The 13,789-nt window shown below is 74.1% G+C and carries 14 protein-coding genes; 11 read left to right on the plus strand and 3 right to left on the minus strand.

Annotated elements, in window-relative coordinates; translation table 11 throughout:
* Positions 1 to 18: 18 nt before the first annotated feature.
* The gene (locus ACFYNL_RS17660; RefSeq protein WP_388803718.1) at positions 19 to 222 is read right to left on the minus strand and encodes a hypothetical protein; all 204 of its coding nucleotides are present in this window, start codon (positions 220 to 222) and stop codon (positions 19 to 21) included.
* A gap of 100 nt (positions 223 to 322) precedes the next feature.
* Here ACFYNL_RS17660 and ACFYNL_RS17665 point away from each other — a divergent pair, with 100 nt between their 5' ends.
* From ACFYNL_RS17665 to ACFYNL_RS17685, 5 genes are all read left to right on the plus strand, one after another.
* A complete protein-coding gene (locus tag ACFYNL_RS17665; protein ID WP_388803721.1) occupies positions 323 to 1,666 on the plus strand; it encodes a tetratricopeptide repeat protein in 1,344 nt (447 codons plus the stop codon).
* Positions 1,667 to 1,773: 107 nt separating this feature from the next.
* The gene (locus ACFYNL_RS17670; RefSeq protein ID WP_388804580.1) at positions 1,774 to 2,742 is read left to right on the plus strand and encodes a permease; all 969 of its coding nucleotides are present in this window, start codon (positions 1,774 to 1,776) and stop codon (positions 2,740 to 2,742) included.
* Positions 2,739 to 3,527 (plus strand): TIGR03943 family putative permease subunit, encoded by a 789-nt coding sequence (locus tag ACFYNL_RS17675; RefSeq protein ID WP_388804583.1) that lies wholly within the window; start codon positions 2,739 to 2,741, stop codon positions 3,525 to 3,527. The genes ACFYNL_RS17670 and ACFYNL_RS17675 overlap by 4 nt, the downstream gene beginning before the upstream one ends.
* 138 nt (positions 3,528 to 3,665) lie before the next feature.
* Complete coding sequence (locus ACFYNL_RS17680) at positions 3,666 to 4,412, plus strand: GAF and ANTAR domain-containing protein (protein ID WP_388803724.1); 747 nt, start codon at positions 3,666 to 3,668, stop codon at positions 4,410 to 4,412.
* Positions 4,413 to 4,481: 69 nt separating this feature from the next.
* On the plus strand, positions 4,482 to 4,757 hold the full coding sequence (locus ACFYNL_RS17685) for a ribosomal protein L7/L12 (protein ID WP_388803727.1): 276 nt from the start codon (positions 4,482 to 4,484) through the stop codon (positions 4,755 to 4,757).
* Between the two features lie 30 nt (positions 4,758 to 4,787).
* Here the strand turns inward: ACFYNL_RS17685 and ACFYNL_RS17690 are convergent, their stop codons facing one another.
* Entirely contained in the window at positions 4,788 to 5,567 is a 780-nt protein-coding gene (locus tag ACFYNL_RS17690; protein ID WP_388803730.1) for a hypothetical protein, read from the minus strand.
* Positions 5,568 to 6,179: 612 nt separating this feature from the next.
* On the opposite strand from ACFYNL_RS17690, the gene thrS reads away from it, so the two are divergent.
* From thrS to ACFYNL_RS17710, 4 genes are all read left to right on the plus strand, one after another.
* A complete protein-coding gene (gene thrS, locus ACFYNL_RS17695) occupies positions 6,180 to 7,445 on the plus strand; it encodes a threonine--tRNA ligase (RefSeq protein WP_388803733.1) in 1,266 nt (421 codons plus the stop codon).
* A gap of 72 nt (positions 7,446 to 7,517) precedes the next feature.
* Complete coding sequence (locus ACFYNL_RS17700; RefSeq protein WP_388803736.1) at positions 7,518 to 8,531, plus strand: nucleoside hydrolase; 1,014 nt, start codon at positions 7,518 to 7,520, stop codon at positions 8,529 to 8,531.
* A gap of 196 nt (positions 8,532 to 8,727) precedes the next feature.
* Positions 8,728 to 9,750 (plus strand): ArsR/SmtB family transcription factor, encoded by a 1,023-nt coding sequence (locus tag ACFYNL_RS17705; protein ID WP_388803739.1) that lies wholly within the window; start codon positions 8,728 to 8,730, stop codon positions 9,748 to 9,750.
* A gap of 108 nt (positions 9,751 to 9,858) precedes the next feature.
* Positions 9,859 to 10,299: a hypothetical protein gene (locus ACFYNL_RS17710; protein ID WP_388803742.1), complete on the plus strand. Its 441-nt coding sequence runs from the start codon at positions 9,859 to 9,861 to the stop codon at positions 10,297 to 10,299.
* Between the two features lie 61 nt (positions 10,300 to 10,360).
* On the opposite strand, the gene ACFYNL_RS17715 is transcribed toward ACFYNL_RS17710, so the two are convergent.
* Positions 10,361 to 11,296 carry an LAETG motif-containing sortase-dependent surface protein gene (locus ACFYNL_RS17715; RefSeq protein WP_388803744.1) on the minus strand — a complete coding sequence of 312 codons (936 nt, stop codon included), beginning with the start codon at positions 11,294 to 11,296 and terminating at the stop codon, positions 10,361 to 10,363.
* 284 nt (positions 11,297 to 11,580) lie between these two features.
* On the opposite strand from ACFYNL_RS17715, the gene ACFYNL_RS17720 reads away from it, so the two are divergent.
* Both ACFYNL_RS17720 and ACFYNL_RS17725 read left to right on the plus strand, forming a co-directional pair.
* Complete coding sequence (locus tag ACFYNL_RS17720) at positions 11,581 to 13,254, plus strand: glycoside hydrolase family 13 protein (protein ID WP_388803747.1); 1,674 nt, start codon at positions 11,581 to 11,583, stop codon at positions 13,252 to 13,254.
* 132 nt (positions 13,255 to 13,386) lie between these two features.
* Entirely contained in the window at positions 13,387 to 13,671 is a 285-nt protein-coding gene (locus ACFYNL_RS17725; protein WP_388803750.1) for a hypothetical protein, read from the plus strand.
* Positions 13,672 to 13,789 lie beyond the last annotated feature (118 nt).

Raw genomic sequence — 13,789 nt, forward strand, 5'->3', positions numbered from 1 at the left:
GCTCCTGTGCGACAGGTTCTAGCGGTCGGCGGGGGCGGCCGGGTTCGTGGTGGCTGCTGTCTGCCACGCCGGCCGTCCCTCCGCCGGCCGTGCCTCCGCCGGCCGTGCCTCCGTCGCTCGCGCCGGCCCCGCGTTGGCCGCCAGGACCAGCGTCACCACGGCGACCACGGCGGCGGCGACACCTCGGGTGTAACGCTCGGTGGTGCTGGTGCGTTCGAGCACGGCGACCTCTCAGCGGCAATGTATTAAGCACGTTTAATACACGGTTTAACCTAGGGGTCGTCCCAGCCGAACGGCAAGGGTCACAGGGGGAGTTGGGGCCATGGCCGAGCGTGACGACCCGGAGGTCATCGGGCGCCGGGTGCAGCAGCTCCGCGCCGAACGGGGCCTCACCCAGCGCCAGTTGGCAGAGCCCGCCTACACGCCCGCGTACGTCTCCACGCTGGAGGCCGGTCGGGTGCGGCCCTCCGACGACGCGCTCAGGCATCTCGCCGAGCGGCTCGGCGTCGGCTTCGACGAGCTCGCGACCGGACGTCCGGCCCGTCTCGCCACCGATCTGCGCCTCCGGCTCACCGAGGCACAGCGCACGCTGGCCGTCGGAGAGGCCGAGGCGGCGGCGGAGCAGTACACGGCCCTGCTCGCCGAGGCGCGCGAGCACCAACTCGTCGAGGCGGAGGCCGTCGCGCTGCTCGGACTCGGCGAGTGCGGTATCGACACGGGCGAACTGACCGAGGCCCGCCGGTACTTCGAACTGGCCGAGCGGGCCCTCGCGGACGCCCCCCTGCCCGCCCGGGTGCCGGCCCTGCGCGGCCGCGCCGTCTCGCACTACCTGGCCGGTGAACTCCGCTACGCCGTCTATCTGCTGGAGTCCACCCTCGACGAACTGAACCGCGGCGGACTGCACGACCCCGACGCCCTGCTCCTGCTCTACGCCGCGGTCATCGGCCCCTACATGGACATGGGCGCCCACGCCCGCGCCGCCCAGGCCGCCGAGTACGCCCTCGCCCTCGCCCCGCAGGCCGGCGACCCGGCCCTGGTCGCCAGGATGCACCGCTCCGTCGCCCGCACCCTCCTCGCCGAAGGACGGATCGCCGAGGCCGACGCCTCCCTCGCCAAGGCCGCCGAACTGTACCGGCAGCTCCAGATCCGCACCGAGCTGGCCAACTGCCACTGGATGCGCGGCTACGTCTACGCCCAGAACGGCGAGCTGGAGCGCGCCGAGGCCGAACTGCGCGAGGCCCGGACCATGCTCACCGCCCAGCGGGCCGCCCTCTACACCAGCCAGGTCGCCGTCGAACTCGCCGACGTGCTGCACCGGCGCGGCAGCTCCGACGAGGCAGCCGCCCTTCTGCACGAGGTGCTCAGCGACCTCAGCCCCGAGCGCGGCGCCCTGCACTCCGCCGCCGCCCACCGCCTCCTCGGCATCATCGCCGAGGACGCCCGTGACACCGAGGCCGCCGAAGAGCACTACGTACGCGCGCTGAGCCTGCTGGAACGCGCGGGCGCGGCAGGCGACCTGGCCGACCTGTGCCGGCTCCTGGGCGACCTGCTGCGCCGCACCGGCAGGGTGGAGGCGGCCCTGGACGCGTACCGCACGGGCCTCGGCCACCGCACGGCCCCCGGCACCACGACCCTCGGCCCCGCGCCCGCACAGCCTCCGCTGTAAGCCCCCGGGATGGTGCCCGGCCCCGGCCGGGTTAGCCTGCGCGGGAGCTGTGGGAACGATGGGGCGGGCGCGTGGAGAACCAACGAACGGTGGCCGACGGCCTGCGCATGGCCGTACGCGCGCTGGTGTACGCGGTGCTCGGCGGTGCCGCGCTCCTCGTCATCGCCACCGTCGCCTCGGTCCTCGGCCCCGCGCTCGCGCTCGACCTGTACACCCCGCCCGTCGCCGCCTGGTGGACCGTCTTCACCGCGATCGCCGTGCAGGGCGTGCCCTTCCTGCTGCTCGGCACCGTCGTGTCGGCGGCGATCGGGGCCTTAGTCCCGGCGAAGGTCTTCAGCCGGCTGCTGCCCCGCAACCAGGCGCTCGCCGTGCCCGTCGCCGGGGCGGCCGGCGTCGTCCTGCCGGGCTGCGAGTGCGCGTCGGTACCGGTGGCCGGGAGCCTGATGCGGCGCGGCGTGGCCCCGGCCGCCGCTCTCGCCTTCCTGCTGTCCGCACCCGCCATCAACCCGGTCGTCCTGGTGGCCACGTCCGTCGCCTTCCCCGGGCAGCCGGAGATGGTCCTCGGCCGACTGGTCGCCTCGCTGGCCACGGCCGTGGTGATGGGCTGGCTCTGGGTCCGGTTCGGCCGCGATGAGTGGCTGCGGCCACCCGCACGGCACACCGACCCTGCCGCATCCGGCCTGCGCGCCTTCACCGCCGGTCTCCAGCACGACTTCCTGCACGCGGGCGGCTTCCTCGTCGTCGGCGCGGCGGCCGCGGCGACCTTCGACATCGTGGTGCCGCGCTCGGTCCTGGACCTCTTCACCGGTTCGCCCTGGCTGTCGGTGCTGCTGCTGGCGCTGCTGGCGGTCGTGCTGTGCGTGTGCAGCGAGGCGGACGCGTTCGTCGCCGCTTCGCTGAGCGGGTTCTCCCCGACCGCGCGGCTGGCCTTCATGGTCGTCGGGCCGATGGTGGACCTGAAGCTGATGGCCCTGCAGGCGGGGACGTTCGGGCGTTCCTTCGCGCTGCGGTTCTCGTCGGTGACCTGGGTGGTGGCCGTGGTGAGCAGCGTGCTCGTGGGGTGGTGGCTGCTGTGAGGCGCTACGGCCCGGCCGTCCTGCTGCTCCTGACGGGCGCGGCGATCCTGCGGATCTCCCTGTTCGGCGAGCTGTACCTGCGCTACGTCCAGCAGTCGCTGCGGCCGTATCTGGTGCTGTCCGGCCTGGTGCTGGTCGCGCTGGCGGCGGTGGCGGCGGTCGTACGCCTGCGTGAACGGCACGCGGGCCCCGGGTACATCCCGGACGGTGGCCACGAGCAGGACGGTGGCCACGAGCACGAGCACGAGCACCGGCCAGGGCAGGGGGACCGCCACGGGCACGATCACGGTCACAGCCCGCGTATCGCCTGGCTCCTCGCCCTCCCCGCCCTCGCCCTCCTGCTGTTCCCGCCCCCCGCCCTCGGCTCCTACAGTGCCGAACGCGAGGCGGCGCGACGGGCGGCGCAGGGCGTCGGGACGTTCCCCGCGCTCCCGGCCGGGAATCCCGTGGAGCTGACGCTGGCGGAGTTCGGCTCGCGGGCGGTCCACGACAGCGGACGGTCGCTGGCGGGCCGCACGGTACGGCTCACCGGCTTCGTCACCCGCGACAGAGACGGCACCTGGTACGTCACCCGCCTCCAGATCGCCTGCTGCGCCGCCGACGCCACCGCCGACAAGGTCGAGGTCCGGGGCGCCCAGGCGCCCCCGGCCGACACCTGGATCGCCGTCACCGGCACCTGGCGGGCCAAGGGCGCGCTCGGCACGGACGAGGCCTGGCCCCCGGTCCTGGACGCCGCTTCGGTGCGGCGGGTCGAGCCGCCGGCCAACCCGTACGAGAGGCGGTAGAGGCCGGGCTCGCCGAGCCGGCCCGGTGGTTTCACGGGGCAGGGCACGGGTAGTCGGGCGTCGTTCGAGACGAGCGGTCGAGGGCCGGTGGGCCTGCGATCAGGCATGCCGTGCCGCGCTCGGGACGAGGAGGCTGCCATGCAGCCCGAGAACGATCACCGGGGTGAGCGGGGACAGGAGGCGGCCGGCGCCGCGCGGGCGGTCGGCGCGGGCGTGCGGGGCGCGGGGCCCGGAGAGATCCCCGCGCGGCTGTGCCACGTCGCGGTGGAGCTGCTGCCCGTCACGGGCGCGAGCGTGTCGCTGCACAGCGACGGCATGCCCGTCCAGCTGGGCGCGAGCAGTCCGCAGGCCGCCTATGTGACCGAGCTCCAGGCCACCCTGGGGGACGGGCCCTGCCAGTCCGCCGCGCTGAGCGGGGCGCCCGTACTCGCCCGCGACCTGACGGCCGGCGGGGACGTCCTGCGCTGGCCGGTCTTCGCCCAGCAGGCCACTGCCGTCGGAGTGCGGGCGGTGTACTCGATGCCGCTCGGCAACGAGACGGTGTGCGTGGGCACCCTCGACCTCTACCGCGACACCCCCGGCGACCTCACCGACCGGGACCTGCGCACGGCGCGGCTGATGGCCGGGATGATGACCGTGGCGCTGATGGCGCTGCCCCGCGCGGAGGAGGCGGGCGGCGACCCGGAGGACGAGCGGTGGCTGAGCGGACTGGCTGCCGACCAGGACCAGCTCTACCAGGCCACCGGCATGATGATGGCCCAGCTCGGCATCGGCACGGACGAGGCGCTGGCCCGGCTGCGCGGCCACGCCTTCGCGCACGGGCGGACGGCACTGGACGTGGCGCGGGACGTGGTGGCGCACCGGTTGCGGTTCGACACGGATTAGCCGGCGTCCGGCCGGTCCGGCCCGCCCCGCGGCGTGGAGGCCCGGGCCCGGTGCCTAGGATCGACGGTCATGGACACAACGGGGCTGATTTTCGTGGCCGTCGCGCTCGTGATGCTGCTCGGCGTCGAGAGCCGGATCGGCCGTGCCGACAAGCGGGTTGCCAGAGTGGAGCGCAAACTCGACCTGATCATGGACCACTTGGGGTTGCGTGAGGAGGACCCGAGGATGGACGAGGTCGTGGCGCTCGCGCGGGAGGGCAAGAAGATCCCGGCGATCAAGGCCTACCGGGAGATCACCGGGGCGGGACTGAAGGAGGCCAAGGACGCGGTGGAGCGCATCGTCTAGAGGCCGCACGGCCTTGGCCGCGCGCCGCGTTCACACGCTCACCCGGCCCCGCTTGCGCACCTCCGCCAGCCGCTGGACGCCCACCTCGACGGCCGTCCGGGTGGCGTCGGCCGACACCTCGCCGAGGCCCCCGGTGGTGACGACGATCGCGTCGTCGCCCACACGGACCGCGGCCACGTCGAAGGTGAGGGTGGGCGCCTGATCGTCCTCGGAGACGGCGCCGAGGACGATCCGCAGGCCCTGCCGGGCGTCGCCGACCTCCGGCAGCTCGACTCCCCTGACCCATACGGTCATCGGCCCGCCCCGCGCGGTGGCCGTGAACCGCCCGCACCGGCTCGACAGCCCGTCGAGCCAGGCCAGTGCCCGGTCCACGTCCGCCGGCCGGTGCGCGACGACCTGGTAGCGCAACTGTGCCTCGTCCCACTGGTCGTCCAGGCCCACCGACGCGCGGACTCGGGCGTCGGGGCCGAAGAGCTCCTCCGCGTAGAGCCTGTCGAGGAGCCGGCCGCACTCCTCGGACTCGGCGGTCGCCTTCAGCATGGTTTCCCGCCAGGTGGCGAAGCCCTCGGTGGGCACCCAGGGCTCCCCGAGGTCGGCCTCGCCGATGAGGGCCGCCCTGGCCTGGGCCTGGGTGAGCGTCGGATCGGCGGCGGGCACCCGCGGCGCGCCGGTGGTGCCCGCGGGGGAGGCGGGGGCGCGCACGTCATCGGCCGCCCGGTCCAGCCCGACGGCGGAGCAGGCGGACGCGGTCAGCAGGGCGCCCGCGGTGACCGTCGAGGCGATGACTGCGCGGACCGGGGGACGGGGCATCGAGGACCTCCTGCGCTGGGACCGTGGGCGCGCTCAAGATCGGGGTACGTGTTCTCAAGGCACCACCAAGCAAGGGCGGCCACCAGCGCGCCGGTCCGTCCGGGTGACGCGGCCCGCCCGCGCGGGTCCGTACCCCGCCGTTCCCGGCGAGGCGTGTCAGGCGCGGGCGCTCCCGGTGCCCTCCGCGGTGCAGGGACGGCCGGCTGGTCCGCGCCGGGCCGTGGCGCCGGACGGCTCGCGGGTGAACTGCCGGGCCGCCGGAAGCCCTCCCCCGCTTCAGGCGGGCGTCGACGGTGCGGTCGGCGCAGGGCCCGTGCCGCAGGCGTGGACGCCGTGGCCCTCGTCGCCCCCGACGGACAGCATCCGCGAGCCCTGCGGGGAGGGGAACCGAAGGCCCGATCGCCGTGCCGTGCGGGCACGGGTAAATCACCGCGACACCCGCACCCCGCCGCTGTTACGGTCGCCCCATGAAGCGCGCCATGCCGTCTGTGACGACGACGCCGGACCCCGTCCCGGCGCGCTGACAGCTGAGCGAATCCGAAGCCCCGGGGCGAGCCGCCCCGGGGCTTCGTCGTGTGGGTGCTCGCTTCCGGCCCGACCCAGGGAGCCACCGTGCAGGAACCCACCCCGCAGCGACCCCCCGTCCACGACCACCGCCGCCTCGGTCGCGAACTCGGCCTCTTCGACACCGACCCGCTGATGGGCGCCGGCCTCCCTTACTGGCTGCCCGACGGCGCCACCCTCCGGCATGTGCTGGAGGAGTACGTCCGCGAGGCCGAACGCCGGGCCGGCTACCGGCACGTGTACTCACCCGTGCTGGGCAAACGGGAGTTGTACGAGATCTCCGGGCACTGGTCCCACTACAGCGACGACATGTTCCCGCCGATGGACCTGGGCGGCGGGGGAAACCCCGCCGAACAGGTCGTCCTGCGCCCCAGCCTGTGCCCGCACCACGCCCTGATCTACCGTTCCCGCTCCCGCAGCTACCGTGAACTGCCGTACCGCATGGCCGAGTTGGGGGGCATGTACCGCTCGGAGCTGTCCGGAGTGCTCGGCGGCCTCACCCGGGTGCGGGCCATCCACCTCAACGACGCCCACATCTTCTGCACCCTCGACCAGGCCGTCGAGGAGGCCCGCGCCGCGCTCCGGCTCATCGCCCGCGCCTACGCCGACCTCGGCATCCGTGCCGCCCGCCACCGTCTCTCGCTGCCGGGCGGGAGCGGCAAGTACGTGGCCGATCCGGTGCTGTGGCGCCGGGCCACCGCGCTGCTGCGCGAGGTCCTCGACGGCTCCGGCATCCCGTACGAGGCCGTCGAGGGCGAGGCCGCGTTCTACGGGCCCAAGATCGATGTGCAGATCGCCGACGCGGCCGGCCGCGAGGCGACCCTGTCCACCGTGCAGATCGACTTCCACCAGCCCGAACGCTTCGACCTGCACTACATCGGCCCCGACGGCGCCAGGCACCGTCCGGTGATGGTCCACCGCAGCGTCATCGGCAGCGTCGAACGCGTCGTCGCCCACCTCGTCGAGCAGCACGGCGGCGCCTTCCCGGTGTGGCTGGCCCCCGTGCAGCTGGTGATCCTCCCCGTGTCGGACGCCCAGGCCGAGCAGGCGGAGCGACTGCTGCGCGAGGCCCTCGACCGGGGACTGCGCGCCGAGCTCGCCGGCCCCGAGGACGGCACCCTGGGCGCCCGCGTCCGGGCGTCCCGGCTGGTGCCGTACCAGGCGGTCATCGGGGAACGCGAGGTCGCGGCCGACGGCGGCCTCGTGGCCGTACGGCTGCGGGACGGGCGCAGGCCCGGGGTCCTGTCCGGTGCGGAACTGATCGACCGGATCGCCGACCGGGCCGCCGCGCGCGGCCCCGAGCTGTGGGAGTGAGCGAGACACCCATGGCGGCCCGCAGGACGTAAGGTCGCTCCGCAGGGCCGCCGCCCGTGAGAGGAGCCTGTCGTGACGAACGAGGGTCAGCCGGTCCCGGTGATCATCGACTGCGACACCGGCGTCGACGACGCCCTGGCACTGCTGTTCGCCGTCCGTCATCCGGGCCTCGACCTGCGCGCGGTCACCTGCGTGGCCGGCAACACGGACGTGGACGGCGTCGTACGCAACACCCTGACCGTCCTGGAGACGGCCGGCGCCCCCGACGTCCCCGTGGCCCGGGGAGCCGGACGTCCGCTGGTCGAGCCCCCGCGCTCGGCACGGCACGTGCACGGCGAGGACGGCATGGGCGACCTCGGCCTGCCCGGCCCGACCCGCGCCCCCGCCGACGTGGACGCGATCACGCTGCTGCGCCGCGAGATCCTCGCCTCCCCGCGCCCGGTGACCCTGGTCCCCACGGCGCCGCTCACCAACATCGCCCTGCTGCTGCGCACGCACCCCGAGGTCACCGCGAACATCGGGCGGATCGTCTTCATGGGCGGCGCGGTGGCCACCGGGAACGCCACGCCGGTCGCGGAGTTCAACGTGTGGCACGACCCGGAGGCGGCCGCGATCCTGCTCACGGCCGGCGTGCCGATCACCATGTACGGCCTGGACGTCTTCCAGCGGGTCGTGGTCCCCGGGGCGGACGTGCGGCGCCTGCGCGAGAGCGAGGAGCCCGGCGCCCGGCTCGCCGGCGACCTGCTGTCCCACCGCCCGGCCACCCCCGACCTCGCCGCCGACCTGCTGTCCCACGACCCGCCCGCCGCCGGCGTCACCGCCGACCCTGAGGCCGGCGGCATCGGCGACGCCGGTGCGGTCTGCGCGGTCGTGGACCCGGCGGGCATCACCACCCGCCTGCTGCCGGTGGAGGTCTCCCTCGCGCCCGGTCCGACCCGCGGCCAGACCATCGTCGACCGCCGCCCGCGCCCCGGCGAGTCCGAGATCCACGCCGGTCATCGCGAGAAGCCGCTGGTGGACGTGGCCCTGGACGTGGACGTCGACCGGTTCGTGAAGCTGTACCTGGGGACCGTGGCCGGTCTCTGACGGCCGGTCATACCGGCGGGGAGGGCCGGGGCACGTCGTTGGGATCACGCCCGGCGTCCGAACGACAGACCCCAGGGTGACCGGATGCCGCCTTGTCCGTACAAGTGCGGTTCGGTCACAGTCGGGGGGCGCAGGAGGCACCGCCTCGCGCCCACATCCCCCCACCACCCGATGACCGACCACCATCGGAGACCCCATGCTGCGGGTGCACTTCACCGCCGACGACCTCGCGCGCGTGCGCGTCGCCGCCGCCCCCGACCCCCTCTGGGAGATCGCCACCAGCTTCCAGACGCTGATCAGCGCGGACGCCCCGCTGCTCTTCGACGAGTGGCGCAGGCTGGTGCGGCGCCGGGTGGGCTCCATGCACGCCCTGCTCGCCGCGCTGCTGCCGCCGCGGGGCTACTTCCCGGACTTCCTCACACCCGACCCGCGGGGCTCGTTCGACCTGCCGGCCGCGGTCGACGCCGTGCTCGGCACGACCCGGACCCGGCTCCGCCGCGACCTCGCCCTGCTCGCCGCCTCCCCGGCCCGGCCGCCGCGTCCGCTACCACCCGGCGTCCGGGCCCTGGCCGACGGCGACCCCGAGGCGCTGCGCGGCCTGGGCGCCGCCCTGCACGCCTATCACCGGACCGCGCTCGCCCCCTTCTGGCCCCGGATCCGTGCCCAGATCGACGCCGACCGGGCCGCCCGCGCCCGGGCGGTGCTGGAGGGCGGCACCGACGGGCTGCTGGCGGGCTTTTGGCCGGTACTGCGCTGGCGGCCGCCCGTCCTGGAGGCCGACTATCCCGTCGACCGCGAACTGCGGCTGGGTGGCAGGGGTTTGCTGTTGCAGCCGTCCTTCTTCTGTCTGCGCAGACCCCTGACCCTGGCCGTCGACGAAGGGACGCCGGTCCTGGTCCACCCGATCCAGCACACCCTGGGCTGGGCCGGGGCGCCCGGCCCGGACCGGGTCGGCACGGCGGCCGGCGGCGCGGACCTCGGGGCGCTCATCGGCCGGACCCGGGCCGCCCTCCTGGAGGACGTCGTCGCAGGCCGTACGACCGGCGAACTCGCCCTGCGCTTCGGTATCTCCGGCGCGGCGGTGAGCCAGCACACCGCGGTACTGCGCCGGGCCGGTCTGCTGGTGAGCGTCCGCCGCGGCCGGAACGTCCTGCACACCATCACCCCGACGGGCCTCGCCCTGATCACCGGCGCGGCGCACCGCCCGGTCGACGCCTGAGCTCCGGCTTCCGTTTAAGCCAGGGCTTCAAGGTGTGGCAGGGGGAGGACGGGCGCTGACAGCCTGAGGGCGACCAAGCTCCACACCACACAGGGGGAGTTCACTCTCATGCGTCTACGTTCCCTTCTCGGTACGGCCGTCACCGCCGCGGGCATGCTGGCCGTGGGTCTGGCCCCGGGTGCCGGCGCCGCGCCGGCCGCGTCGTCCGCCGGTGACGTGAGCACCCGGGCGAACGCGCCGACGGTGTCGCCGGCCGCGGACTTCTTCTACACGTCGGGCCCCGGCTACGAGTGCCCGACCGGGAACCTGTGCGCCCGCGTCTGGGATCCGACGAGGAACACGTTCAAGGTGTTCAAGTTCTACCGCTGCGCCACGTACTCGCTGTCGTACTGGAACGGCACGGGCGGCTACGCCAACTTCCAGACCGGCAGCCGCGCGACGGCCACTTTCTACGGCTCGTCCGGCAACGTCCTGAGGAACGTCCCGATCGACGAGCAGAACACCAGCTACGACTGGGGACCGGTGTACCGGATCCGCAACTGCTACTGACGTCCCGGCGCCAAGGCGAAGGGCCCGGGGTCGGCACCCCGGGCCCTTCGGCTGTCCACGGTCAGGAACGCGCCGTACGACGCCGCTTCGACGCCACCACGAACGCCGCGCCGCCCGCGACGAGCACCACCGCGCCGATGGCGATCGGGCCGGTCGCGCTGCTGCCGCCGGTCTCGGCGAGGTTGTCGCCGCCGCCGTTGGGCTTCGGGGCCGGGGGACTCGTCGACTCGGAGGCCTCCGGGGTCGGGGTCTCGGTCGACGGGGTCTCGGAGGCCGGCGGCGTGGTCTCCTCCGGCGGCGTCGAGGGCTCCTCGGACTGCGGCTCCGACGGCTCCGCCGGCGGCGTGGTCGGCGGCTCCTCGGTGGCCGGGGGCTCGCTCGTGCAGTCCTTCGTGCCGCCGTTCCAGGCCGCGATCAGCTTGTCCTTGATGACCGGGCGGTCCGGGCCCTTGGGCAGCTCGCCGTGCTCGAAGCCGTCGTTCGCGTCGAGCTTGCCGTCGAACTTCACCGCGCCGCGGTACAGGTCGATCTGCCCGAAGCAGCCCGCGTCCGGGACGGCGATGTCGAGGGTGCCGGTCGCGCCGGGCTTGACCGTGACCGTGTCGAAGTCGACGAAGACCTGCTCACCGGAGGTGGCGAAGGTCGGGCCGTGGGCGAGGTAGGACGCGAGCGAGGCGGTGCAGGTCGTGGCGTCGGCGGCAGCACGCACGGTGAGGTGGACCTTGCCGTCGTCGCTGACCTTCAGGTTCTGGTCGTCGACCTTGACGGAGTCGTAGAAGTTCGTGCCGTCGAGCGAGAACTGGCAGCGGTCGGTGGCCGTTTCCGTGCCGGCGCCGGTACCGGGCTGGTAGGAGCCGCCGGACTTCCAGCCGTCGCCGCCGTGCGGGCCGGTGGCCCAGGCGCCGGAGGCGGAGGCGACGGTGGCCGCGCACAGGGCGAGTGACGCGGCGCCCGTCCCCAGCAGGCGTCGCGCGATGACACGTCTCGCTATGGACATGCGTATCCCATTCTTGGCGTGTGCAGGGTGGGGGGACAGAACACCCCCATGGTCGAAGAAACGCTGGGCTCATTGGTCACCTGCGCCACAGCGTGAGCACATGGTGGGTCCCCCGGCAGAACGCTGTCAACCTGCGGCGATACAAGCCCTGTTCGAGGTGTCATCACAATTTCGCCACACAAGGAAGCAACCACTCCGGGGGGTGCAGAGGTTCACGTTTCCGGCGATATGGACAGAGTTCTGGTTATCGCCCGTACGGACCGCCGCACCGCAGAGGAGTACGCGTGACCGTCCGCACCACCACGCCCGCGACCCCCGACCTCTCCTCCAAGGACCCCGACTGGTGGCGCCAGGCCGTCATCTACCAGATCTACCCCCGCAGCTTCGCCGACGGCGACGGCGACGGGCTCGGGGACCTCAAGGGCGTCACCCAGCGCCTGAACCACCTTGCCGCGCTCGGCGTGGACGCCCTGTGGCTCAGCCCCTTCTACCCCTCCGAACTGGCCGACGGAGGCTACGACGTCGCCGACTACCGCGACGTGGACCCGCGGTTGGGCACCCTCGACGACTTCGACGCCCTGACCGCCGAGGCCCACCGGCTCGGCCTGAAGGTGATCGTCGACCTCGTCCCCAACCACACCTCCCACCAGCACGTCTGGTTCCAGGAGGCGCTGCGCTCCGGTCCCGGCTCCGCCGCCCGCGACCGCTACGTCTTTCGGGACGGCCGCGGCCCGCACGGCGAACTCCCGCCCACCGACTGGCAGTCCGTGTTCGGCGGCAGTGCCTGGCACCGGGTCCCCGACGGCCAGTGGTACCTGCACCTGTTCACCCCGCAGCAGCCCGACCTGAACTGGGAGAACGAGGAGGTCCGCGCCGACTTCCGCACCACCCTGCGCTTCTGGTGCGACCGCGGCGTCGACGGCTTCCGCGTCGACGTGGCGCACGCCCTCGCCAAGGACCTCAGCGAGCCGCTGCGCGACCTCGGCGCCCCGGAGCTCAGCCGCGAGGACGCGCTGCCCGGCTTCCCGCCCGGCACCCACCCCTTCTACGACCGCGACGAGGTCCACGAGATCTACCGCGACTGGCGCAAGATCCTCGACGCCTACCACCCGCCCCGCATGGCGGTCGCCGAAGCCTGGGTCAACCCGAGCGCCCGCCGCGCGCTGTACGCCCGTCCGGACGAACTGGGCCAGGCCTTCAACTTCGAGTACCTCCAGGCCGGCTGGGACGCGGCGGAACTGCGCCGGATCATCACCGACTCCCTGGCCACCGCCCGTGCCGCCGGAGCCTCGGCCACCTGGGTGCTGTCCAACCACGACGTCGTACGCCACGCCTCCCGGCTGATGCTCCCGCCCGGCACCGACGACAACGCCTGGCTGCTGTCCGGCGGTCAGGCGCCGGCCGTCGACGCGTCGGCGGGCCTGCGCCGCGCCCGCGCCGCCACCCTCCTCATGCTGGCCCTGCCCGGTTCGTCATACGTCTACCAGGGCGAGGAACTCGGCCTGCCCGAGGTGGCCGACCTGCCCGTCGAGGTCCTCCAGGACCCCGTCTGGGAACAGACGGGGCGGGTGCGCAAGGGCCGGGACGGCTGCCGGGTGCCGTTGCCGTGGACGACGACGGGACCGTCGTACGGCTTCGGCGCGGGCGGGGCCTGGCTGCCGCAGCCCTCGGCCTTCGCGGCGTACGCCGTCCAGGCCCAGGACGGCGTCGAGGGCTCCACCTTGGAGCTGTACCGCAGGGCCCTGCGCCTGCGGCGCAAGCTCCTGCAGGGCGAGGAACTCCACTGGGCGCCGGACGGCCCGCCCGGAGTGCTGCACTTCGCACGCTCGGACGGCTGGCGGTGCGTGGCCAACCTCTCCGACACGCCGGTGCGGTTGCCGCCCGGTGAGGTGCTGATCGGCAGCGCGCCGCTGGAGGGCGGCCTGCTGGGGCCGGACACGACGGTCTGGCTGGCGTAGCCGGGCGGGCCGCCGACCGGCCGGGCCGCGGGCCCGCCTGGCGGCACCGGTCGACCCCGTCCGGGTGAGAGGCACGGGCCGCGCGCGTGGCGAGAGGGGCGGCGCGGCCCGGCTGCCCAAGGATCCGGACGCGTGGCACGCACCTTCGACGAGCTGGTCGCCATGCAGCGGGCGGCCGACCAGGCGCACACCAGGGTCGAGGAACTACGGGACCGCTACGGGCCGCCCGCCCACACGCCGTGGACCCAGCTCCAGACCGAAACCTACGAGACGGCCTGGCGGGCCTGGCGCGATCTCGCCCGCGACGTGCAGAGCGCGGTGACCGAGTACGCGAAGGAGCAGGGCACCTCGCGCAACGAGGCCGAGGAGGACGTCAAGAAGGCCGTACGGCACGCGGAACCCGAGGGCGAGGGCTGACACGACCGGCCGCGGGCGGCGCCCGGACGGGTGGTGGGCGCCGCGGCCCTGGCCCGTACGGCCGAACTCCGCACGTCGGGGACGGGAGCACGCCGTGAGAATCGCAGACAGAGCTGTT

The organism is Streptomyces sp. NPDC007808 (assembly GCF_042868655.1).
Classification (GTDB): domain Bacteria; phylum Actinomycetota; class Actinomycetes; order Streptomycetales; family Streptomycetaceae; genus Streptomyces.